This window comes from Wolbachia endosymbiont (group B) of Dolichovespula media (assembly GCF_947179505.1).
GTDB lineage: Bacteria > Pseudomonadota > Alphaproteobacteria > Rickettsiales > Anaplasmataceae > Wolbachia.
The window spans coordinates 1,030,276-1,053,614 of sequence record NZ_CAMXBR010000003.1; the positions used below are offsets into that span (position 1 = coordinate 1,030,276).

Genomic DNA, 23,339 nt, shown 5'->3' on the forward strand with positions numbered 1-23,339 from the left:
GTTAAAATATGGATCAAAGTCAAGAAAGGCTTAATGTTAATGTAAATTTTGAGGGGGAATTTGCTCACTACCTTATAGAAATGGCAAAAGTTCAAAATAGAACTATAGGAGAAGTTGTAAAGGACCTAGTGGAAGAAGAAATTGAAGCAAGCAAATTATCTGAAGAAGATGATGAAATAGATGAAGTAGATATAAAGTTGGCTAAGCTTTCTCTTGAGCGTGATGCTAGAGGTGATGAAGAAATTAGAAGTGAGGATGTAGATTGGAATAGAATATTATCTGCAAAAACAGTCTAAAGGTGGAGATACAAGCTGGGATACGATATTATCTATTCAAAAAGAGTTCTTGAGGAGGACTTTCTTGCATTACCACAAACGATAAGATCTAGAGTGAGAAGAGCTGTAGATAGTCGTCTTGCAACCAACCCTAAAGCAATAGGTAAAGCATTATCGCATGAATTAAAGGGTATTTTAGGATACGAGTAAGTGATTATCGTGTAATTTATAGGATAAATTACTCAAAACACACAGTAACTATTACTGCAATGGGACATCGGAAGGACATTTATGAACGCAGCCCAGAATAAGCGTTGGTATTTGTGCAAGAGCCTCATGCATAATTTATAAAGTGTTAACAGCCAGACTCTCCAGCAGCTTGCTGTAATTTTTTAATGTCAAATTGCGCAACAAACTGCTGCATAATCAAAGAGGCAAAATGCTATTAAAATCGTTCAAACAACTATTTAGTAAGCCAAAAATCAAAAGCTCAGCGTGGGATGCAGCAGGCTCAGGAAGAAGATTTTTTCACTTTCAACCAGAGTTAGGAAGTATAAACAATTTGCTGTCTCAAAGCCTTGAAACTTTACGTAGTAGATCACGTGATATGGTGAGAAAAAATCCTTACGCTGCAAATATAATTGATACGATAGTAAGTAACTCTATTGGAACAGGAATAAAACCACAATCAAAAGATGGAGAATTTCGAAAGAAAGTACAAGAATTATGGCTACGTTGGACAGACGAAGCAGATAGCTGTGGAATAAGTGATTTTTATGGATTACAGGCTTTAGTATGCAGAAGTATGATAGAAGGTGGAGAGTGTTTTGTCAGACTTAGAAATCGCAAGCCTGAAGATGGATTTTCTGTACCATTGCAACTGCAAGTATTGGAATCAGAGCATTTAGATAATAAAACAAATCAAACTTTAGCAAATGGTAACATAATCCGTAATGGCATTGAATTTAACCGACTTGGTCAAAGAGAAGCATATTACTTATTTAGAGAGCACCCAGGTGAAGGTTTGTTGGTGAATCAGCACCGGAACAGACAAAATCTGTTAAACCAGAAAGAAACGTCCTAATGCACATTGCAGTAATTTTTGGATATAATTTTATGAAGAAGTGCTTCTGCAGTTATAATCGAGTTCGCAATGGTGCAATAAATGCCCGTGGATCAGTATGATTTTGGAAGGGACGGTCAAACCATTGATGGAGCTTCTTAGCTACCTCGTTTAGAAGATTGTGTAATATAACCGCCCCAAGCTAAAGCACTTCTTCATTATAAGGTATATATAAGGGATTTTATATGGCAAAAGCAAAAAGTAAATTAGAAGTAGTGAATCCTAATGCAGCAGGGATTGATATTGGTTCATCTGTACATTATGCATGCGTACCAGAAGGGAGAGATAAACAACGCGTTCAAAAATTTGGGTGCTTTACAGTAGATCTTCATAACCTAGCAAAGTGGTTGAAAAAGTGTGAAGTTAGAACGATAGCCATGGAATCAACAGGAGTATATTGGATTCCTTTGTTTCAAATACTTGAATCATATGGATTCGAAGTTAAACTGGTAAATGCACGACATGTAAAAAATGTACCTGGAAGAAAATCAGACGTTCAAGATTGCCAGTGGTTACAGCAATTACATAGCTATGGGTTACTTCAAGGATCATTTAGGCCTGATAACCAAATTTGTGTACTACGTGGTTATAATAGACAACATGACAACCTGATAAAAAGTGCAGCTGTACACACTCAACGTATGCAAAAAGCATTAATTCAAATGAACATTCAATTACACAAGGTTATTAGTGATATTACAGGTGTAACTGGTATGCGAATCATTAAAGCAATAATTGCGGGTGAAAGAAACTCTAATAGATTGGCTGAATTGAGTGATAGACGAATAAAAAATGACAGATCAACCATAGCAAAAGCACTAACAGGTGACTATAGAGAAGAGCATTTGTTTACATTAAAGCAAGAATACGAAGCATATACTTTTTTTCAAGAGCAAATAAAAGAATGTGATAAAAGTATGGAAAACTATTATAAAACACTTGAAACAAGATCAAATGAAAATAAGCAATGCAGTAAAGTAAAGAGGTCTGCAGGAAACAAACCAAACTTTGCTGCACACGAAGAATTGTATCGAATAACTGGCATGGATTTCACCAAAGTTCCAGGGCTTAATACATCAAATATACAGACCATCCTCTCAGAAGTTGGTCTTAATGCTAATAAATGGCCATCAGAAAAACATTTTACTTCTTGGTTGGGATTATGTCCATTTAATAGGATTACAGGAGAAAGAGTGATTAGAAGTGGAACTCGTAAAGTAATTAACCGTGCTGCAAATGCTTTTCGACTTGCTGGTTATTCTATGTTGCACAGTAAAAGTGCATTAGGTGCGTACTGTAGAAGATTGAAAAATCGATTGGGAGCACCAAAAGCAATAACTGCTACAGCAAGAAAATTAGCATGTATTTTTTATCAAATGCTGAAATGTGGACAAGAATATGTAGAAAAAGGAATGGATTATTATGAAAAGTTATATAAGGAAAGAGTAGTAAAGAATCTGGGTAAAAAAGCCAATGAATTTGGTTATATCCTGATAAAAAAAGATGAGCTGATAGGGGAAGTTTCTTAGAAGGCGTGAAAAAAATTTGAGAAAGGCTTTTAAAATAAGCAACAGCGAAATTATCAAAAACAAAATTGTGATATTGGTTGATGATGTAGTAACAACTGGTGCAACTGCAAGGTCTTGCTCTCAGGAAATTTTAAACTCTGGTGCAAGAGAAGTGAGAGTGCTATCGCTTGCAAGAACTGTATGAAAATCAGCTTTAAGGTATAATTTTCATTTTTGAAAACTGTTTAGTTTCTTAGTACTAACTTCTGTATCATTTCTCTTAAAAAAATTCTAGTTATAGTGTATACTGAGCCTATAATTATAGCCCTTTTTCTAATAGTTCGAATAGCTGGATATTCTTTCTGGCTCAATTTTTTATAGCAAACCAATGGTTTGATTAAAATCAGGAGAATATGGAGGCAGATATATAACTTCAGCACCGATACTTTTAACAAATTCACTTATTTTCTATAAAAAGTTGCATTATCCAAAATCACCCAGCAATAAAGCTTGAACTAGCTATTAAAAACGTCTGTATCGCAATAGCCTTCAAAAATCATAGGCGCCATAATTTTTCCCTTATTCAAAGCTGCAATCATATTTTTGAATACTCACTGCATTCAGAAAAAAATAGGTACATGCTAGTGTAATAGCAGTGGATATAATAATTGGAACAAGTAAAAAAGCCTCTATTAGTTTTCTTATAGAGCTGGCTGGTTTAATGCTGTTATTATTCAATGATGCAAAATAATTTTCACTAAGGTTGGCCATCCATTTTGCGCCAGATAAGACCCTCTCACTATTTTTTTTAGATAAGTTGACTTGTATTTGCTTTCCCATGTTTATAATTATGCTAATAATAAACATGATAAGATCAATATAAATTTTTTACTTCCGTGTTTTTTCTATTGTTGTTTATAATGACTATAGTTACATCACATATTTCTTTCAATTAAATGGATCAGCACCGGAACAGACAAAATCTGTTAAACCAGAAAGAAACGTCCTAATGCACATTGCAGTAATTTTTGGATATAATTTTATGAAGAAGTGCTTCTGCAGTTATAATCGAGTTCGCAATGGTGCAATAAATGCCCGTGGATCAGTATGATTTTGGAAGGGACGGTCAAACCATTGATGGAGCTTCTTAGCTACCTCGTTTAGAAGATTGTGTAATATAACCGCCCCAAGCTAAAGCACTTCTTCATTATAAGGTATATATAAGGGATTTTATATGGCAAAAGCAAAAAGTAAATTAGAAGTAGTGAATCCTAATGCAGCAGGGATTGATATTGGTTCATCTGTACATTATGCATGCGTACCAGAAGGGAGAGATAAACAACGCGTTCAAAAATTTGGGTGCTTTACAGTAGATCTTCATAACCTAGCAAAGTGGTTGAAAAAGTGTGAAGTTAGAACGATAGCCATGGAATCAACAGGAGTATATTGGATTCCTTTGTTTCAAATACTTGAATCATATGGATTCGAAGTTAAACTGGTAAATGCACGACATGTAAAAAATGTACCTGGAAGAAAATCAGACGTTCAAGATTGCCAGTGGTTACAGCAATTACATAGCTATGGGTTACTTCAAGGATCATTTAGGCCTGATAACCAAATTTGTGTACTACGTGGTTATAATAGACAACATGACAACCTGATAAAAAGTGCAGCTGTACACACTCAACGTATGCAAAAAGCATTAATTCAAATGAACATTCAATTACACAAGGTTATTAGTGATATTACAGGTGTAACTGGTATGCGAATCATTAAAGCAATAATTGCGGGTGAAAGAAACTCTAATAGATTGGCTGAATTGAGTGATAGACGAATAAAAAATGACAGATCAACCATAGCAAAAGCACTAACAGGTGACTATAGAGAAGAGCATTTGTTTACATTAAAGCAAGAATACGAAGCATATACTTTTTTTCAAGAGCAAATAAAAGAATGTGATAAAAGTATGGAAAACTATTATAAAACACTTGAAACAAGATCAAATGAAAATAAGCAATGCAGTAAAGTAAAGAGGTCTGCAGGAAACAAACCAAACTTTGCTGCACACGAAGAATTGTATCGAATAACTGGCATGGATTTCACCAAAGTTCCAGGGCTTAATACATCAAATATACAGACCATCCTCTCAGAAGTTGGTCTTAATGCTAATAAATGGCCATCAGAAAAACATTTTACTTCTTGGTTGGGATTATGTCCATTTAATAGGATTACAGGAGAAAGAGTGATTAGAAGTGGAACTCGTAAAGTAATTAACCGTGCTGCAAATGCTTTTCGACTTGCTGGTTATTCTATGTTGCACAGTAAAAGTGCATTAGGTGCGTACTGTAGAAGATTGAAAAATCGATTGGGAGCACCAAAAGCAATAACTGCTACAGCAAGAAAATTAGCATGTATTTTTTATCAAATGCTGAAATGTGGACAAGAATATGTAGAAAAAGGAATGGATTATTATGAAAAGTTATATAAGGAAAGAGTAGTAAAGAATCTGGGTAAAAAAGCCAATGAATTTGGTTATATCCTGATAAAAAAAGATGAGCTGATAGGGGAAGTTTCTTAGAAGTGTAATAGCAGTGGATATAATAATTGGAACAAGTAAAAAAGCCTCTATTAGTTTTCTTATAGAGCTGGCTGGTTTAATGCTGTTATTATTCAATGATGCAAAATAATTTTCACTAAGGTTGGCCATCCATTTTGCGCCAGATAAGACCCTCTCACTATTTTTTTTAGATAAGTTGACTTGTATTTGCTTTCCCATGTTTATAATTATGCTAATAATAAACATGATAAGATCAATATAAATTTTTTACTTCCGTGTTTTTTCTATTGTTGTTTATAATGACTATAGTTACATCACATATTTCTTTCAATTAAATGGATCAGCACCGGAACAGACAAAATCTGTTAAACCAGAAAGAAACGTCCTAATGCACATTGCAGTAATTTTTGGATATAATTTTATGAAGAAGTGCTTCTGCAGTTATAATCGAGTTCGCAATGGTGCAATAAATGCCCGTGGATCAGTATGATTTTGGAAGGGACGGTCAAACCATTGATGGAGCTTCTTAGCTACCTCGTTTAGAAGATTGTGTAATATAACCGCCCCAAGCTAAAGCACTTCTTCATTATAAGGTATATATAAGGGATTTTATATGGCAAAAGCAAAAAGTAAATTAGAAGTAGTGAATCCTAATGCAGCAGGGATTGATATTGGTTCATCTGTACATTATGCATGCGTACCAGAAGGGAGAGATAAACAACGCGTTCAAAAATTTGGGTGCTTTACAGTAGATCTTCATAACCTAGCAAAGTGGTTGAAAAAGTGTGAAGTTAGAACGATAGCCATGGAATCAACAGGAGTATATTGGATTCCTTTGTTTCAAATACTTGAATCATATGGATTCGAAGTTAAACTGGTAAATGCACGACATGTAAAAAATGTACCTGGAAGAAAATCAGACGTTCAAGATTGCCAGTGGTTACAGCAATTACATAGCTATGGGTTACTTCAAGGATCATTTAGGCCTGATAACCAAATTTGTGTACTACGTGGTTATAATAGACAACATGACAACCTGATAAAAAGTGCAGCTGTACACACTCAACGTATGCAAAAAGCATTAATTCAAATGAACATTCAATTACACAAGGTTATTAGTGATATTACAGGTGTAACTGGTATGCGAATCATTAAAGCAATAATTGCGGGTGAAAGAAACTCTAATAGATTGGCTGAATTGAGTGATAGACGAATAAAAAATGACAGATCAACCATAGCAAAAGCACTAACAGGTGACTATAGAGAAGAGCATTTGTTTACATTAAAGCAAGAATACGAAGCATATACTTTTTTTCAAGAGCAAATAAAAGAATGTGATAAAAGTATGGAAAACTATTATAAAACACTTGAAACAAGATCAAATGAAAATAAGCAATGCAGTAAAGTAAAGAGGTCTGCAGGAAACAAACCAAACTTTGCTGCACACGAAGAATTGTATCGAATAACTGGCATGGATTTCACCAAAGTTCCAGGGCTTAATACATCAAATATACAGACCATCCTCTCAGAAGTTGGTCTTAATGCTAATAAATGGCCATCAGAAAAACATTTTACTTCTTGGTTGGGATTATGTCCATTTAATAGGATTACAGGAGAAAGAGTGATTAGAAGTGGAACTCGTAAAGTAATTAACCGTGCTGCAAATGCTTTTCGACTTGCTGGTTATTCTATGTTGCACAGTAAAAGTGCATTAGGTGCGTACTGTAGAAGATTGAAAAATCGATTGGGAGCACCAAAAGCAATAACTGCTACAGCAAGAAAATTAGCATGTATTTTTTATCAAATGCTGAAATGTGGACAAGAATATGTAGAAAAAGGAATGGATTATTATGAAAAGTTATATAAGGAAAGAGTAGTAAAGAATCTGGGTAAAAAAGCCAATGAATTTGGTTATATCCTGATAAAAAAAGATGAGCTGATAGGGGAAGTTTCTTAGAAGCAAGTAGTAAATGTATAACGCAGAATATTTAATTCAAGTCGAAGAAGCGATAAAGAAGCTGCAAAGCGGAGAACGAGTAGTATCAATTGCATATGGTGACCATGTTGTGAGATATGCTGAAGTTCAGATAAATGATTTACTAAACTTAAGACAACGTATTAAAGCTGAACTGAAAGTTGCAGGTGTGAGACCGAAGAGAAGAATTGTGATTGCGACAAGTAAGGGGATTGACAAAATTGTGTAAAAATGTTATAGTTTAAGATTGGTATTTTCTAGTTAAAATATGGATCAAAGTCAAGAAAGGCTTAATGTTAATGTAAATTTTGAGGGGGAATTTGCTCACTACCTTATAGAAATGGCAAAAGTTCAAAATAGAACTATAGGAGAAGTTGTAAAGGACCTAGTGGAAGAAGAAATTGAAGCAAGCAAATTATCTGAAGAAGATGATGAAATAGATGAAGTAGATATAAAGTTGGCTAAGCTTTCTCTTGAGCGTGATGCTAGAGGTGATGAAGAAATTAGAAGTGAGGATGTAGATTGGAATAGAATATTATCTGCAAAAACAGTCTAAAGGTGGAGATACAAGCTGGGATACGATATTATCTATTCAAAAAGAGTTCTTGAGGAGGACTTTCTTGCATTACCACAAACGATAAGATCTAGAGTGAGAAGAGCTGTAGATAGTCGTCTTGCAACCAACCCTAAAGCAATAGGTAAAGCATTATCGCATGAATTAAAGGGTATTTTAGGATACGAGTAAGTGATTATCGTGTAATTTATAGGATAAATTACTCAAAACACACAGTAACTATTACTGCAATGGGACATCGGAAGGACATTTATGAACGCAGCCCAGAATAAGCGTTGGTATTTGTGCAAGAGCCTCATGCATAATTTATAAAGTGTTAACAGCCAGACTCTCCAGCAGCTTGCTGTAATTTTTTAATGTCAAATTGCGCAACAAACTGCTGCATAATCAAAGAGGCAAAATGCTATTAAAATCGTTCAAACAACTATTTAGTAAGCCAAAAATCAAAAGCTCAGCGTGGGATGCAGCAGGCTCAGGAAGAAGATTTTTTCACTTTCAACCAGAGTTAGGAAGTATAAACAATTTGCTGTCTCAAAGCCTTGAAACTTTACGTAGTAGATCACGTGATATGGTGAGAAAAAATCCTTACGCTGCAAATATAATTGATACGATAGTAAGTAACTCTATTGGAACAGGAATAAAACCACAATCAAAAGATGGAGAATTTCGAAAGAAAGTACAAGAATTATGGCTACGTTGGACAGACGAAGCAGATAGCTGTGGAATAAGTGATTTTTATGGATTACAGGCTTTAGTATGCAGAAGTATGATAGAAGGTGGAGAGTGTTTTGTCAGACTTAGAAATCGCAAGCCTGAAGATGGATTTTCTGTACCATTGCAACTGCAAGTATTGGAATCAGAGCATTTAGATAATAAAACAAATCAAACTTTAGCAAATGGTAACATAATCCGTAATGGCATTGAATTTAACCGACTTGGTCAAAGAGAAGCATATTACTTATTTAGAGAGCACCCAGGTGAAGGTTTGTTGGTGAATCAGCACCGGAACAGACAAAATCTGTTAAACCAGAAAGAAACGTCCTAATGCACATTGCAGTAATTTTTGGATATAATTTTATGAAGAAGTGCTTCTGCAGTTATAATCGAGTTCGCAATGGTGCAATAAATGCCCGTGGATCAGTATGATTTTGGAAGGGACGGTCAAACCATTGATGGAGCTTCTTAGCTACCTCGTTTAGAAGATTGTGTAATATAACCGCCCCAAGCTAAAGCACTTCTTCATTATAAGGTATATATAAGGGATTTTATATGGCAAAAGCAAAAAGTAAATTAGAAGTAGTGAATCCTAATGCAGCAGGGATTGATATTGGTTCATCTGTACATTATGCATGCGTACCAGAAGGGAGAGATAAACAACGCGTTCAAAAATTTGGGTGCTTTACAGTAGATCTTCATAACCTAGCAAAGTGGTTGAAAAAGTGTGAAGTTAGAACGATAGCCATGGAATCAACAGGAGTATATTGGATTCCTTTGTTTCAAATACTTGAATCATATGGATTCGAAGTTAAACTGGTAAATGCACGACATGTAAAAAATGTACCTGGAAGAAAATCAGACGTTCAAGATTGCCAGTGGTTACAGCAATTACATAGCTATGGGTTACTTCAAGGATCATTTAGGCCTGATAACCAAATTTGTGTACTACGTGGTTATAATAGACAACATGACAACCTGATAAAAAGTGCAGCTGTACACACTCAACGTATGCAAAAAGCATTAATTCAAATGAACATTCAATTACACAAGGTTATTAGTGATATTACAGGTGTAACTGGTATGCGAATCATTAAAGCAATAATTGCGGGTGAAAGAAACTCTAATAGATTGGCTGAATTGAGTGATAGACGAATAAAAAATGACAGATCAACCATAGCAAAAGCACTAACAGGTGACTATAGAGAAGAGCATTTGTTTACATTAAAGCAAGAATACGAAGCATATACTTTTTTTCAAGAGCAAATAAAAGAATGTGATAAAAGTATGGAAAACTATTATAAAACACTTGAAACAAGATCAAATGAAAATAAGCAATGCAGTAAAGTAAAGAGGTCTGCAGGAAACAAACCAAACTTTGCTGCACACGAAGAATTGTATCGAATAACTGGCATGGATTTCACCAAAGTTCCAGGGCTTAATACATCAAATATACAGACCATCCTCTCAGAAGTTGGTCTTAATGCTAATAAATGGCCATCAGAAAAACATTTTACTTCTTGGTTGGGATTATGTCCATTTAATAGGATTACAGGAGAAAGAGTGATTAGAAGTGGAACTCGTAAAGTAATTAACCGTGCTGCAAATGCTTTTCGACTTGCTGGTTATTCTATGTTGCACAGTAAAAGTGCATTAGGTGCGTACTGTAGAAGATTGAAAAATCGATTGGGAGCACCAAAAGCAATAACTGCTACAGCAAGAAAATTAGCATGTATTTTTTATCAAATGCTGAAATGTGGACAAGAATATGTAGAAAAAGGAATGGATTATTATGAAAAGTTATATAAGGAAAGAGTAGTAAAGAATCTGGGTAAAAAAGCCAATGAATTTGGTTATATCCTGATAAAAAAAGATGAGCTGATAGGGGAAGTTTCTTAGAAGAAAGAAACGTCCTAATGCACATTGCAGTAATTTTTGGATATAATTTTATGAAGAAGTGCTTCTGCAGTTATAATCGAGTTCGCAATGGTGCAATAAATGCCCGTGGATCAGTATGATTTTGGAAGGGACGGTCAAACCATTGATGGAGCTTCTTAGCTACCTCGTTTAGAAGATTGTGTAATATAACCGCCCCAAGCTAAAGCACTTCTTCATTATAAGGTATATATAAGGGATTTTATATGGCAAAAGCAAAAAGTAAATTAGAAGTAGTGAATCCTAATGCAGCAGGGATTGATATTGGTTCATCTGTACATTATGCATGCGTACCAGAAGGGAGAGATAAACAACGCGTTCAAAAATTTGGGTGCTTTACAGTAGATCTTCATAACCTAGCAAAGTGGTTGAAAAAGTGTGAAGTTAGAACGATAGCCATGGAATCAACAGGAGTATATTGGATTCCTTTGTTTCAAATACTTGAATCATATGGATTCGAAGTTAAACTGGTAAATGCACGACATGTAAAAAATGTACCTGGAAGAAAATCAGACGTTCAAGATTGCCAGTGGTTACAGCAATTACATAGCTATGGGTTACTTCAAGGATCATTTAGGCCTGATAACCAAATTTGTGTACTACGTGGTTATAATAGACAACATGACAACCTGATAAAAAGTGCAGCTGTACACACTCAACGTATGCAAAAAGCATTAATTCAAATGAACATTCAATTACACAAGGTTATTAGTGATATTACAGGTGTAACTGGTATGCGAATCATTAAAGCAATAATTGCGGGTGAAAGAAACTCTAATAGATTGGCTGAATTGAGTGATAGACGAATAAAAAATGACAGATCAACCATAGCAAAAGCACTAACAGGTGACTATAGAGAAGAGCATTTGTTTACATTAAAGCAAGAATACGAAGCATATACTTTTTTTCAAGAGCAAATAAAAGAATGTGATAAAAGTATGGAAAACTATTATAAAACACTTGAAACAAGATCAAATGAAAATAAGCAATGCAGTAAAGTAAAGAGGTCTGCAGGAAACAAACCAAACTTTGCTGCACACGAAGAATTGTATCGAATAACTGGCATGGATTTCACCAAAGTTCCAGGGCTTAATACATCAAATATACAGACCATCCTCTCAGAAGTTGGTCTTAATGCTAATAAATGGCCATCAGAAAAACATTTTACTTCTTGGTTGGGATTATGTCCATTTAATAGGATTACAGGAGAAAGAGTGATTAGAAGTGGAACTCGTAAAGTAATTAACCGTGCTGCAAATGCTTTTCGACTTGCTGGTTATTCTATGTTGCACAGTAAAAGTGCATTAGGTGCGTACTGTAGAAGATTGAAAAATCGATTGGGAGCACCAAAAGCAATAACTGCTACAGCAAGAAAATTAGCATGTATTTTTTATCAAATGCTGAAATGTGGACAAGAATATGTAGAAAAAGGAATGGATTATTATGAAAAGTTATATAAGGAAAGAGTAGTAAAGAATCTGGGTAAAAAAGCCAATGAATTTGGTTATATCCTGATAAAAAAAGATGAGCTGATAGGGGAAGTTTCTTAGAAGAGAGCACCCAGGTGAAGGTTTGTTGGTGAATCAGTGAGAGTACCAGCAAATGATGTTTTACATATTTATAGACCATTAAGACCTGGACAAATTAGAGGGGAACCATGGCTTTCTAACGTGCTTTTAAAACTTTACGAACTTGACCAATATGATGATGCAGAATTAGTACGAAAAAAGACTGCTGCAATGTTTGCGGGATTCATTACGAGACTCGATCCTGAAGCAAATATCATGGGAGAAGGTGAAAGTAATGAGCAAGGAGTAGCACTATCTGGCCTAGAACCTGGTACTATGCAACTACTTGATCCAGGTGAGGATATAAAGTTTTCAGAGCCATCTGATGTTGGAGGAAGTTATGAAGCATTCATGAGACAGCAACTGAGAGCTATTGCAATAGGCACAGGAATAACATATGAGCAACTAACAGGAGATTTAACAGGTGTTAATTATTCATCTATTCGTGCAGGGTTAATAGAGTTCAGAAGAAGATGCTCAATGTTGCAGCATAATATTATGGTATATCAGTTTTGCAGACCTATATGGAATAGATGGCTAGAGCTTGCTCTTTTATCTGGAAAACTTTCTACAACAGATGATCAAACGCTGAAAGAAGTAAAATGGGTACCACAAGGGTTTGATTGGGTTGATCCTTTAAAAGATCAACAAGCACAGCAAATGGCAGTAAGAAATGGCTTCAAGAGTCGCTCAGAAGTTGTTTCAGAATTGGGTTACGATGTTGAAGAAATTGATCAAGAGATTGCCGAAGATCAAAAGCGAGCTGATTCTTTTGGACTTTGTTTCGATTCTGACATTAATCATAAAAGGGAAGGAAGGTGATGTGGATAAATAAACCAGTAATGGTAGAGAGAAGAAGCTTTGAACTATTATCATTATATAATAGCAAACAACCTATCTTTAAGAACTTAAAGCATTTTCATATAAACCCAAAAGGAATAGCAGTAATACGTATTTATGGAGTGTTGACAAAAAAAACAGAAGCTTTTGATCATATTTTAGATATGACTTCGTATGAAAATATTCATGAAGAGATAGAGAGCGCTTTAGAAGATAAAAGCATAGAGACGATTCTACTTGACATAGATAGTCCAGGTGGAGAAGTAAATGGAGTGTTTGATCTAGCTGATTTTATCTACGGTGTAAGAGGAAAAAAGAGGATAATAGCGATAGCAAATGATGATGCGTACTCTGCTGCATATGCTATAGCTTCAAGCGCTGAAAAGGTTTTTGTGTGTAGAACCTCTGGTGTTGGAAGTATAGGTGTTATTGCAAGTCACATTGACCAAAGCGGTTTTGATGAAAAGCAAGGTATTAAGTACACCACAATCTTTGCTGGTAGTCGAAAGAATGATTTAAACCCACATGAGCCAATGACGTCTGAAAGTCTGGAAAGCTTACAAAAAGAAGTAGACCGACTATATGAAATGTTTGTGCAGCTAATAGCAAGAAACAGAGGTCTTTCAATTGAAAAGATTCGATCAACAGAAGCAGGTCTATATTTTGGCGAGAAAGCAGTAGAAATAGGTCTTGCAGATGGAGTTACAACATTTTTTGAATTTATTAACAAAGGAGAAAATACTATGAATAAACAAACTACAACTGACCTAGAAACTGATAATTTAACTAAGTATCGTACTGAAGTTGTTGAATTAATACGTTTATGTAACTTATCACGAATGCCAGAGAAAATAGGAAAATTTATTGAGCAGGGCGTAAGTGTTGAGCAAGCAAGGGAGGTTTTAATGGAATTACTTGCAGAGAGAACGAAGAAGACAGAGATACTGAGTGCAATACCACAGAATTCGCAGGAAGATTTGATGACACAGGTAGCGAAAAGTCGGTGCATTTAAATTTTATAACCGCCATATATAGTGCTCTGCGGTAAACAAGTGTCCAAAATGCGCCATAATGGCTAATTATAAGGTAATAACCGCAGTGTATAGCAGTTATAAACACGGTGGTAAAAAAAATAAAAAAAGGAGAGAAAAAGACATGATAAGTATAACTGAAGGAAATAATTTAGGCGATCTTCTGAAATATGAAGTGTCCAACCTATATTCAAGAGACCAAATAACAGTAGCTAAAGGTCAAAATCTTAAGCTTGGTGCAGTAGTTGCCAAAAAGACGGAAGATGGTTTTATTAGAGTACTTAATCCTGCTGGAACAGATGGCACACAGACAGCAATAGGTGTTATTGCAAGTGATGTAAATGCAAAAGAAAACTCAAAAGCAGTGATAATTACACGAATAGCTTTACTTGCTGATAACGCTGTTGTATGGCCAGCAAATATAACTGAAGAGCAAAAAGCAGCAGCAATAAAACAACTAGAAACACGTGGTATTATTATTCGTAAAGGAGCGTAACATAATGCAAAATCCATTTTCAAATACAGCATTCAGTATGACAGCTTTAACTGGTGCTATTAACATATTGCCGAGTAATTTTGGTAGAACTGAAAGTTTAAAGTTATTTCCAGGCAAGTCAGTAAGGTTTCGTCATATTACTATAGAAGAGCAAAACGGTGTATTAAGTTTATTGCCAACGCAAGTTCCAGGAGCACCAGCAACAGTAGGAAAAAGAGGAAAAAGAAGAGTAAGAACGTTTACAATACCACATATTCCTCATGATGATGTAGTTTTACCTGAAGAAGTTCAAGGAATCCGTGCTTTTGGCTCAGAAAACGAACTTGTAGCGCTTGCTGACGTTATCACTGATCACTTGCAAACAATGAGAAATAAACATTCAATCACGCTAGAACATCTGCGTATGGGAGCTTTAAAGGGAATAATTTTAGATGCAGATGGGTCTGAATTACTTAACCTGTACACAGAGTTTGGAATTACAGCAAAAACAGTAAACTTTGCTCTTGGCACAGCAACGACAGATGTAAAGCGAAAGTGCATGGAAGTACTAAGGCATATTGAAGATAATTTAAGTGGCGAGTATATGGAAAGAGTACATGCTCTGGTAAGTCCTGAATTTTTTGATGCATTAACCTCTCACAAAAAAGTAAAAGAAGCATATGAAAGATGGCAAGAAGGAGCAGCACTTCGAAATGATATGAGATCAGGATTTACGTTCTGTGGAATTACATTTGAGGAATATAGAGGGCAAGCAACTGATCCTGAAGGAACCGTAAGAAGATTTATTGAGAAAGATACAGGGCACTGTTTTCCACTAGGAACAGCAAGCACATTTACAACATATTTTGCACCAGCAGATTTTAATGAAACAGTAAATACTCTTGGACAGCCACTATATGCAAAACAAGAACCAAGGAGATTTGATAGAGGAACTGATTTACATACGCAGTCGAATCCATTGCCAATGTGCCACCGTCCGTCCGTTTTGGTAAAAATAGTAACAACATAGTAGAGCCCTCACGTAGAAAACTCTACTTATGGTTTTAATATGTGTTGAGTATGCTAAAAAAATATAAGGATGCAATATATTTTTAGAAGCCTTTAGAAGTGAATTTGAATGAATAGAAAATGGTATGCGGGAAAATGTAAAGAGGTTATTGAAAGATTGTCTTATCCATTTAGGGGAGATAGCTTTATATGAGTCAAAGGATAAGTCATATATGGTACAAGTATTAAAGCAACAGCCAGATAAATTATACGAGATTGGTGAAGGACAATTTGTGGAAGAAACTTTAGCGTTAGAAGTAAGTGCGTTTGATGTGTTAAGGCCAATAGTAGGAGATGTTTTTGTTATAGGTGATCGAAGATATAAAGTACACTCACCGCCACTTAAAGACAAGTCTGGAATAACGTGGAAAATAAAAGCGTCTGGGGTGTAAAATGTGTGCGCCAAGAAGTGCGTAAGGAACAGTTGGTGAAAATCCAACACGGGTAAAGCTTAGCCAGCAACCTGGAACAAACCATTATGCTGCGTAAGGTAACGAGCGTAGTAAAGCTAATGGAATGGACAACATAGGGTGCAACGAAAGTGAAGGTATTGAGTCCCGTAATTCACGCGTCATGGGGGCCGACACTTTACATTTGGTGGAAGGCAACATGGGTAATAACGCTAAGGAAAGATATTACTCACCCCATCGGGATCGAAGGCCGCGTCATGTGTTGAGATGGACCTTACGTGAACTTGGGAGATCCTTTGTATTCCTGTAAGGGTACTCTGGAACAAGTCAATAAAGGCAAGGACTGGAGGAAGATGCAAAGGAAGTCGGACTAACTGATAGTACTCGGAGTGTGGGAAAGCCACATACAAGGGGAAGCGGTTAGCAATATAGTGACTGGTATAGGGATTGCTATACCAATACAACAGAGATTGGAGGAGTATGCAAGGAAAACTAAACCAGATAGCAGTAAGGGCTAAGCAAGATAAGCGAGTAAAATTTACATCGCTAGTTCATTTGATTAATGAAGAGAATCTTGCAGAGTGTTACAAGGAACTAAAACGCAACAAGGCTTGCGGTATAGATCGTGTGACAGTGGAAGCTTATGGAGAAAATCTAGAAGAGAAACTTAGAACGCTAGTGGATAGTATGAAGAGAAAGCAATACCGACCGCAACCAGTGAAAAGGGTATACATACCCAAAATTGGAAGCAAGGAAAAACGCGGTCTCGGAGTACCATCAACAGAAGAAAAGTTGGTACAGGTAATGCTAAAGAAGATATTAGAAAATATTTATGAAGCAAACTTTATGGACAGCTCGTATGGATTTCGACCAGGAAGAAATTGTCATCAGGCGATAAACGCTCTAGATAAAGCAGTTATGCACAAACCAATTAACTATATTGTAGAAGTGGATATCAAGAAGTTCTTTGATAATGTTCAACATAAATGGCTAATGAATCGTCTAAGGGAACGAATAGCTGACCCAAATTTATTGTGGTTAATAAAACGATTTCTAAAGGCAGGAATAGTCGAAGTTGGATGTTACAAAGCAACCGATCAAGGCACACCACAAGGTGGTATAGTAAGCCCTGTATTAGCTAATATATACTTACACTATGTGCTGGACTTATGGTTTGAAAAGAAATTTAAGCCAAAAGCCAGAGGATATATACAGCTAATAAGGTTTTGCGACGATTTTGTAGTTGGCTGCGAGAGGGAAGAAGACGCAAAAGAATTTCTAGAATTACTGAAACAAAGACTAAGTAAATTTGGATTGGAAATAGCTGAAAATAAAACAAAAATAGTAAAGTTTGGTAAGAAAGAATGGTATCAAGCAGAAAGAGAGAAACGTAGGACGGCTAGCTTCAACTTTCTAGGATTTACACATTATTGTGGAAAAAGTCGTAATGGTAAACTTATGATGAAGCAGAAAACTTCAAAAATAAGCCTAGCTAGAAAGATTAAAGAAATCAAAGAGTGGTTGAAGATGGTACGAAGTCGTATCTGTCTCAAAGATTGGTGGCAGAAACTTAAAGCCAAACTAACAGGACACTATAGCTACTTCGGAGTTAGCGGAAATTATCGGTGTTTGATTCAATTCAATCGACTGGCAACAAAGTTAGCATTTAAGTGGATAAACCGACGTAGTCAAAAGAAAAGTATCGATTGGGAACAATTTATACACTATTTAAAAGTAAATCCATTACCAAAACCAAAGGTATATGTTTCTTTATACACAGGAGCACTAGTGTGAACGCTGTATTGTGGAGCCGTGTGCGGGAAATCCGCAAGCACGGTTCTTTTGGGGAGACTATGGTTATGAGACCAAATCGCTGATTTCAAGGTCATAAGTCTCTACCAGACCTGTTCATATAGAAGTTGAGGTAATAGAAAATGTAAATGCTAAAAGAAGAAAAGTAGAATTAGCAACGGTAAAGGCATTAAACAAAACGGCACTATGGTTAAAAGCGCAAGCAGCTAAGGAAATCAGTGAGGAAAAGAAGATAAAATTAAGTTTGATAAGAAAGAGATTAAGAATTTTTAAGGCAAAAACTAGCAGATTAGACGTGTTAATTAGAGCAAATTTGTATGATATTAGAGTATCAGCAATGGGCAAGATGAGACAAACAAAAAGAGGTACAAAAATAGGAAAACATGAGTTTATAGGAGCGTTTACTGCAACAATGCCAAGAGGAAATAGTGGTGTTTTTAGGCGTGAAGGAAGAAAAGCTTTGCCAATACAAGAGGTAAAATTAGGACTGGAGCCAGAAGCATCAAAAATAATAAAGGAGCTAGTTAATTATGAGTTTGAAAGGATGTTTGGAAAGTTCTTTGAACGTGAATTGAACTATATTACAAGAAATGTATGAATTTTAAAGATTTGCATAATGCAATCTGCACTACGCTGAAGAGAGAAATATCATCGATACAGACATGCGAAGTATATCCAGCAATAAGAAAAGAATTAGTAGCACCAGCGGTTTTTGTGGAGCTTAGCGGATTTGAAAAGGGACATGATCCTGGAACAGAAGAGTTAGCACTAAAAGTAAGATTTGAGGCAAGGATTGTAGTTGATGGAACAGTCGAGTATTCCTCGTTAGTTGTAAGGTCATTAGCAGCAGAAGTAGCAAGAGTAGTAAATAAAAATACTTGGAATGTGGAAAATGTTTCACCTGCTGAATTTATCTCTGCGGAAGTTGACGGATTTAGGCCAGAGCTAGATGCTTATCTTGTGTGGCTAGTTGAATGGGTTCATGAGGTACACTCGGGTAAATCAGTATGGTCAACTGGCATAATGCCACATGTTATTGATATAGGTGAAGTGCATGTTAGACCATAGTTTTGCAATTTCAGAGCTAAATAGAAAAGTAGCGAATATCATTCGTATAGGAGTTGTAAAAGAAATAGATTATGAAAAAGCAAAAGTAAGAGTAAAAATAGGTGAACTTTTAACAGATTTTCTTCCATGGATAACTTCTAGAGCAGGAGAGGAAAGAAGCTGGCTACCACCAAGCATAAATGAACAGGTAGTAATATTGTCACCATTGGGAGAGTTATCATTAGGAGTAGTACTGTCTGGAATATATCAACAGAAGTATGCTGCACCAGAGAATAAAAAGGAAATAAATAGTGTAAAATTTCAGGATGGGACAAAGTTTACATATGATAAAGGGAAGCATCATTTAGAGATTGAAGTAGTGGACAAAATAACACTGAAGGCTGGGGAATCGAGTATAGAAATGACAAAAGATAGTATTAAATTAAAAGCAAGAAGAGTAGATTTAAATTGATATATATGAGTAAAGCAGTTGTTTGCATAGGAGATCATTGTACAGGTATGCCGATTCATGTCTGTGTGAGCGGGAGTGAAGATGTATTTGTTAATGGTAGACCTGCTTGTCGTAAGGGTGATATCTTGAGTATTGGGGAAACACTAACGCAAGGATCAAACAACGTATTTGTAAATGGTATTGGTGTAGCGAGAACAGGTGATGTGGCATCCTGTAGTTTTCAAATAGTAAGTAAAAATCAAAGTGTGTTTTCAAAATAAAAAAATTAAAATAGTCGAAAAATGAAAGGAATGGACGCTAAAACAGGTAAAGAATTAGAGGGAATAGAACATCTGAAACAATCGATAATTGATATATTGACCACTCCTATTAACAGTAGAATAATGAGAAGAGATTATGGCTCAAGACTATTTGAATTAGTAGATAAGCCAATAAATAGGGATTTAACTTTGGAAATTTACGCATCAACTGCAGAAGCACTGGGGAAATTTGAGAAGAGATTTAAGTTAGAAAAAGTAAAAGTTGAAGGAGTAAAAGAAGGAAAAGTGACGCTTGATCTAGAAGGATTGTATCTGCCAATGGGAAGAAAGATTCGCTTCGATGGGGTTGTAGTATAAAGATGCAGCAGCCAAATATTATTGAATCACTGAGCTTTGAGGAAATCTTTTCGAGAATGAAGGAAGAGTTAGTAAAGCGAGATGCAAGTTTTACAGGATTGGTGGAAAGTGATCCAGCAATGAAGGTATTAGAAGTAGCAGCATGGCGAGAACTTTTGCTTAGAGAAAGAATAAATGAAGCAGTAAAGAGTAACTTACTTAAATTTGCGACAGGAGAAGATCTTGATAATTTGGCTGAGTTTTATGGAGTAGAGAGAGAAAAAGAAGAAGAGGATGAAAGATTTAGAAAGAGGGTAAAAGCAAAAATAGCAGGTTGGTTAACAGGAGGAAGTAAGGAATATTATAAATATCATGCACTGTCAGCAGATAGTAGAGTAAAAGATGCACTAGTGGAATCAACTATACCAGGGAAAGTACAAATCTCAATCTTATCAACACAATTATCCATAACTGGCATAGCGTTAGAAGAGCTACTAGAAATTGTAAAAAAGCAGGTTACTAGAGATGATATAAGGGTTTTAACCGATACAGTAACAGTAATTGGCTGCAATATTATGGAAATAGATATCCACAGTAGAATGAGCATAAGTCCTTTAATATCAGAGGAAGAAATCAAGAAGCAGTTTATTAAGAAGTTTGAATTAGCAAAAAGATTAGGGTGGAGTGTAACAAGATCATGGATAATAGCGAATCTATTTGTAGATGGTGTAGAAAATGTGGAATTGATCGAGCCAAGAGAGGATGTTGTGGTTCTGGGAAATGAATCTGCAAATTTGAAAAATTTAAAGATTGAGTTGAATTAATGTTATTACCCCCAAACGCAACAAAGCAAGAGCAAGCACTGGTTGATGCAACAGATTATAAGGTTGATCCGAGCTGTATCAGAGGATTTAAGTTTAGTCTTAAAGATGAAATACTGCCGTGGATAATAGAAGAATATGGTTTAGAAGAAATACTGCGCTGGGTAAAAGATAGAAGAAAAGCCGTAATAGAAGGAGTAAAATTTCAAAGACTGAGAGGAACTCCAGCATCACTAAAAGTAGCACTAAAATGGGCAAATATAGAAGATATTACAATCATCGAAGAACCACCTGGTAAACACTTCTTTGAATTACAAATAGGAATAAAAGATGTTCCAAATGACTTTTTTGTAGATGCAGTAGTAGAACTTGCAAAACTATCGTTACCAGCAAGATCGCGGCTAATGAGGATTTTCAATGATCACTATAACGTTGATAGGTTTATTTTAGATGAAAGTTTATTTGGAAGTTTGTTATCAGACTACTCTGGTATAAAAGTTGAAAAAAATGGGCCAGTGTTATCGTTTGGAAGAATAAATTTTTTCAGCTCTAGAGGTCCGTTAGTAGAGATTGTAGACAACTATTTAAGAGAGCATTATGAACAAACATTTAGTAATGACATATATCGATTAGATGTAGCAGTACTTGGAGAAACAGAGCCTCACACAAAGGATTACAAAGGCATTTATGAAAGAAGTCATCAGTGGTATAACGTAAAAGCACTATATCCATTACCACAAAGTTTATTACCAGAAATTAAGTTTGCGAAAGCACAGATTGTACTGTCAGATAGCTGGAAATTAGGAGAAATAAATAGCTGTTTTCCTCTTTGTTATCAAGAAGAGATAGGAGGCACACTTTTCCTTGGTAATGATAAACTTTCTGATCAGCTATGGAACTTGGAATACACACCAATTTTGGAAAGATTTAATATCAGCTATGAATATGAAGCAAAGAATCTTACTGATCAAAAGGTTGCGAAAGCTAATTTAACGGAATATCACGTTAGTTGCAAAAATGATAGAAGTTCAGGAAAAGAAGATTCAATACACGAATTAGAAAATTACATTTTAGTGTTTTACCCAGGAGTACTGAAGTGGCATGAACATCGACATTTGCACAGAAGTTGGAAAAATAGTCAAGTAATATCTCTAATAAGTTAAGTACTTATATTTAGATCCTCATATATTATATTAATAATAGGTTAAAATGTATGAAATAAAAAGAAAAGGACTTGCTTTCTCATGCTAAAAAGGACATGACTTGAATAGCGGCAGGTAAATATAAGAAATTTGTCTGGTGCTAGAAAAGCTAATTTTGTGAGGTAAGTATGAAGTTTAGCAAGAGTAAGTTTTTTAAAGAAGTATCAAGTAAAAACATTAATAAAAGAAATGAAGAAGGAGAGACGATCTTGCATCAAGCAGTAGAAATCTCTGATTACAAAACAGTGAGATTATTAATAAAAAAAGGATCAGAGGTAAATGCAAGAGATAAAAAGGGTTATACACCACTACACTGTGCAGTATTTGCGAAAAGCTTAGAAAATGTAAAAGTGCTGCTAAGGTCGGGAGCAGAAGTAAATGCCACTCAATATGTCAGTGGATGTACGCCACTGCACTCTGCGTGCAAAGGAGCAGGAGTTGAAATAATAAAAGAGCTAGTAGAAGCAGGGGCTGAAATTAATCAACTAAATAAGTATGGTGCAACACCAATGTATTATATATGGGAAAGTGAAAAGTATTCTCTGTGTGATAGTAAAGAAAGTGAAAAGGCGAGCAAATTTCTGAGAGAAAAAGGTGGAATAACAAAAAGCAGAGAACTGACGTGCTATGGAATAGAGAGGCTAGTGGGAGAAATAGCAGACATGTTGAATGGGAGCTATATGCCGGAGCTAAAAATAATAGAGATAGGAGAAATAAGGAAGAAAGATAAATCACTAATAAAGGAAGAATGTGAAAATTTAGCAAGCAAAATAATGAGCCAAGTAAGTGAAATGATAGATGAGGTGGTGAAAAGGAGGGCTTAAAGAAGGGGTTTAAATTCAGAGAAAAGGTGAGGTAGGTCATGAGTAAAAAAGGAAAAGAGGAGTCACTATTAGAGAACTCATTTAAAAATATTTATGCAAGAGACAGAATAGCTCTGCATTACGCGGTAGACGCAAAAACAGTGAAGTTATTAGTTGAAAAAGGAGCGAATGTGAATGTAGCAGATGCGGAAGGATATACAGCACTGCATCTAGCGGTAACGGAGAAACGTCTAGAAACCGTGAGAGAATTGATAAAATCAGGAGGGAATGTAAATGCGGAAGAATATGGAAATAAATGCACTCCATTGCACCTTGCATGTATGGTGGGGAAAGTGGAAATAGTGGAGGAGCTAGTAAAAGCAGGGGCTGAAATAGAGCAAGCAGATAAATTTGGAATGACAGCAATGGATTATGCGAAAAATAGCAAAGAGATAACCGAGATATTGAAGAAAGAAACGGACAGAATTGAAAAGTTATTTGAACAAATAGAACCTTCTATGAGAGGCTGAAAA

The 23,339-nt window shown here is 35.6% G+C and carries 26 protein-coding genes and 3 pseudogenes; 28 read left to right on the plus strand and 1 reads right to left on the minus strand.

Annotated elements, in window-relative coordinates; all coding sequences use genetic code 11:
* The first annotated feature begins 8 nt into the window (after window positions 1–8).
* The 5 genes and pseudogenes from OM967_RS07630 to OM967_RS07650 form a co-directional block, all read left to right on the plus strand.
* Window positions 9–296 (plus strand): hypothetical protein, encoded by a 288-nt coding sequence (locus OM967_RS07630; protein ID WP_007302904.1) that lies wholly within the window; start codon window positions 9–11, stop codon window positions 294–296.
* A 212-nt stretch (window positions 297–508) separates the two neighbouring features.
* Window positions 509–586 carry a hypothetical protein gene (locus OM967_RS07635; protein ID WP_264337894.1) on the plus strand — a complete coding sequence of 26 codons (78 nt, stop codon included), beginning with the start codon at window positions 509–511 and terminating at the stop codon, window positions 584–586.
* Between the two features lie 128 nt (window positions 587–714).
* Window positions 715–1,359, plus strand: coding sequence for a phage portal protein (locus tag OM967_RS07640; protein WP_264337861.1), 645 nt, complete (start codon window positions 715–717; stop codon window positions 1,357–1,359).
* A gap of 224 nt (window positions 1,360–1,583) precedes the next feature.
* On the plus strand, window positions 1,584–2,927 hold the full coding sequence (locus OM967_RS07645; RefSeq protein ID WP_262986668.1) for an IS110 family RNA-guided transposase: 1,344 nt from the start codon (window positions 1,584–1,586) through the stop codon (window positions 2,925–2,927).
* A pseudogene (locus OM967_RS07650) lies at window positions 2,914–3,111 on the plus strand (ComF family protein); the annotation flags it as partial. The gene OM967_RS07645 and the pseudogene OM967_RS07650, both read left to right, overlap by 14 nt.
* A gap of 165 nt (window positions 3,112–3,276) precedes the next feature.
* On the opposite strand, the pseudogene OM967_RS07655 reads toward OM967_RS07650, so the two are convergent.
* Window positions 3,277–3,508: pseudogene (locus OM967_RS07655) on the minus strand (transposase); the annotation flags it as partial.
* Window positions 3,509–4,140: 632 nt separating this feature from the next.
* Between OM967_RS07655 and OM967_RS07660 the strand changes: the two are divergent.
* The 23 genes and pseudogenes from OM967_RS07660 to OM967_RS07770 all read left to right on the plus strand — a co-directional run bounded on the left by OM967_RS07660 (window position 4,141) and on the right by OM967_RS07770 (window position 23,336).
* Complete coding sequence (locus OM967_RS07660; protein ID WP_262986668.1) at window positions 4,141–5,484, plus strand: IS110 family RNA-guided transposase; 1,344 nt, start codon at window positions 4,141–4,143, stop codon at window positions 5,482–5,484.
* Between the two features lie 592 nt (window positions 5,485–6,076).
* Window positions 6,077–7,420 carry an IS110 family RNA-guided transposase gene (locus OM967_RS07665; RefSeq protein WP_262986668.1) on the plus strand — a complete coding sequence of 448 codons (1,344 nt, stop codon included), beginning with the start codon at window positions 6,077–6,079 and terminating at the stop codon, window positions 7,418–7,420.
* A gap of 13 nt (window positions 7,421–7,433) precedes the next feature.
* Window positions 7,434–7,667: a gpW family head-tail joining protein gene (locus tag OM967_RS07670; RefSeq protein WP_141457106.1), complete on the plus strand. Its 234-nt coding sequence runs from the start codon at window positions 7,434–7,436 to the stop codon at window positions 7,665–7,667.
* Window positions 7,668–7,706: 39 nt separating this feature from the next.
* On the plus strand, window positions 7,707–7,994 hold the full coding sequence (locus OM967_RS07675) for a hypothetical protein (RefSeq protein ID WP_007302904.1): 288 nt from the start codon (window positions 7,707–7,709) through the stop codon (window positions 7,992–7,994).
* A 212-nt stretch (window positions 7,995–8,206) separates the two neighbouring features.
* A complete protein-coding gene (locus OM967_RS07680; protein ID WP_264337894.1) occupies window positions 8,207–8,284 on the plus strand; it encodes a hypothetical protein in 78 nt (25 codons plus the stop codon).
* Window positions 8,285–8,412: 128 nt separating this feature from the next.
* The gene (locus OM967_RS07685) at window positions 8,413–9,057 is read left to right on the plus strand and encodes a phage portal protein (protein WP_264337861.1); all 645 of its coding nucleotides are present in this window, start codon (window positions 8,413–8,415) and stop codon (window positions 9,055–9,057) included.
* Between the two features lie 224 nt (window positions 9,058–9,281).
* Window positions 9,282–10,625, plus strand: coding sequence for an IS110 family RNA-guided transposase (locus OM967_RS07690; RefSeq protein WP_262986668.1), 1,344 nt, complete (start codon window positions 9,282–9,284; stop codon window positions 10,623–10,625).
* Between the two features lie 242 nt (window positions 10,626–10,867).
* Entirely contained in the window at window positions 10,868–12,211 is a 1,344-nt protein-coding gene (locus OM967_RS07695; protein ID WP_262986668.1) for an IS110 family RNA-guided transposase, read from the plus strand.
* A pseudogene (locus OM967_RS07700) lies at window positions 12,204–13,051 on the plus strand (phage portal protein); the annotation flags it as partial. The gene OM967_RS07695 and the pseudogene OM967_RS07700, both read left to right, overlap by 8 nt.
* Window positions 13,051–14,082 carry a S49 family peptidase gene (locus OM967_RS07705; RefSeq protein ID WP_141457110.1) on the plus strand — a complete coding sequence of 344 codons (1,032 nt, stop codon included), beginning with the start codon at window positions 13,051–13,053 and terminating at the stop codon, window positions 14,080–14,082. The pseudogene OM967_RS07700 and the gene OM967_RS07705, both read left to right, overlap by 1 nt.
* 142 nt (window positions 14,083–14,224) lie before the next feature.
* Window positions 14,225–14,596, plus strand: coding sequence for a head decoration protein (locus OM967_RS07710; RefSeq protein WP_141457362.1), 372 nt, complete (start codon window positions 14,225–14,227; stop codon window positions 14,594–14,596).
* Window positions 14,597–14,600: 4 nt separating this feature from the next.
* Window positions 14,601–15,605 carry a major capsid protein gene (locus OM967_RS07715; RefSeq protein ID WP_264337862.1) on the plus strand — a complete coding sequence of 335 codons (1,005 nt, stop codon included), beginning with the start codon at window positions 14,601–14,603 and terminating at the stop codon, window positions 15,603–15,605.
* A gap of 124 nt (window positions 15,606–15,729) precedes the next feature.
* Complete coding sequence (locus OM967_RS07720; RefSeq protein ID WP_264337863.1) at window positions 15,730–16,035, plus strand: head-tail joining protein; 306 nt, start codon at window positions 15,730–15,732, stop codon at window positions 16,033–16,035.
* A gap of 498 nt (window positions 16,036–16,533) precedes the next feature.
* Entirely contained in the window at window positions 16,534–17,847 is a 1,314-nt protein-coding gene (ltrA, locus tag OM967_RS07725) for a group II intron reverse transcriptase/maturase (RefSeq protein ID WP_264337404.1), read from the plus strand.
* A 118-nt stretch (window positions 17,848–17,965) separates the two neighbouring features.
* Complete coding sequence (locus tag OM967_RS07730) at window positions 17,966–18,463, plus strand: phage tail protein (RefSeq protein ID WP_264337897.1); 498 nt, start codon at window positions 17,966–17,968, stop codon at window positions 18,461–18,463.
* Window positions 18,460–18,933, plus strand: a complete 474-nt coding sequence (locus OM967_RS07735; protein WP_264337594.1) for a hypothetical protein — start codon at window positions 18,460–18,462, stop codon at window positions 18,931–18,933. Before OM967_RS07730 ends, OM967_RS07735 begins: the two co-directional genes overlap by 4 nt.
* Window positions 18,920–19,384: a phage baseplate assembly protein V gene (locus OM967_RS07740; protein ID WP_141456719.1), complete on the plus strand. Its 465-nt coding sequence runs from the start codon at window positions 18,920–18,922 to the stop codon at window positions 19,382–19,384. Before OM967_RS07735 ends, OM967_RS07740 begins: the two co-directional genes overlap by 14 nt.
* A 5-nt stretch (window positions 19,385–19,389) precedes the next feature.
* Complete coding sequence (locus tag OM967_RS07745; RefSeq protein ID WP_065095513.1) at window positions 19,390–19,644, plus strand: PAAR domain-containing protein; 255 nt, start codon at window positions 19,390–19,392, stop codon at window positions 19,642–19,644.
* Between the two features lie 21 nt (window positions 19,645–19,665).
* Window positions 19,666–20,001: a GPW/gp25 family protein gene (locus OM967_RS07750; protein WP_262986416.1), complete on the plus strand. Its 336-nt coding sequence runs from the start codon at window positions 19,666–19,668 to the stop codon at window positions 19,999–20,001.
* A gap of 2 nt (window positions 20,002–20,003) precedes the next feature.
* Entirely contained in the window at window positions 20,004–20,804 is an 801-nt protein-coding gene (locus OM967_RS07755; RefSeq protein WP_264337595.1) for a baseplate assembly protein, read from the plus strand.
* Window positions 20,804–21,964, plus strand: a complete 1,161-nt coding sequence (locus OM967_RS07760; RefSeq protein WP_262986419.1) for a phage tail protein — start codon at window positions 20,804–20,806, stop codon at window positions 21,962–21,964. The genes OM967_RS07755 and OM967_RS07760 overlap by 1 nt, the downstream gene beginning before the upstream one ends.
* A 167-nt stretch (window positions 21,965–22,131) precedes the next feature.
* Window positions 22,132–22,827 (plus strand): ankyrin repeat domain-containing protein, encoded by a 696-nt coding sequence (locus OM967_RS07765; protein ID WP_264337864.1) that lies wholly within the window; start codon window positions 22,132–22,134, stop codon window positions 22,825–22,827.
* Window positions 22,828–22,865: 38 nt separating this feature from the next.
* Window positions 22,866–23,336, plus strand: coding sequence for an ankyrin repeat domain-containing protein (locus tag OM967_RS07770; RefSeq protein ID WP_264337597.1), 471 nt, complete (start codon window positions 22,866–22,868; stop codon window positions 23,334–23,336).
* Window positions 23,337–23,339: the final 3 nt, after the last annotated feature.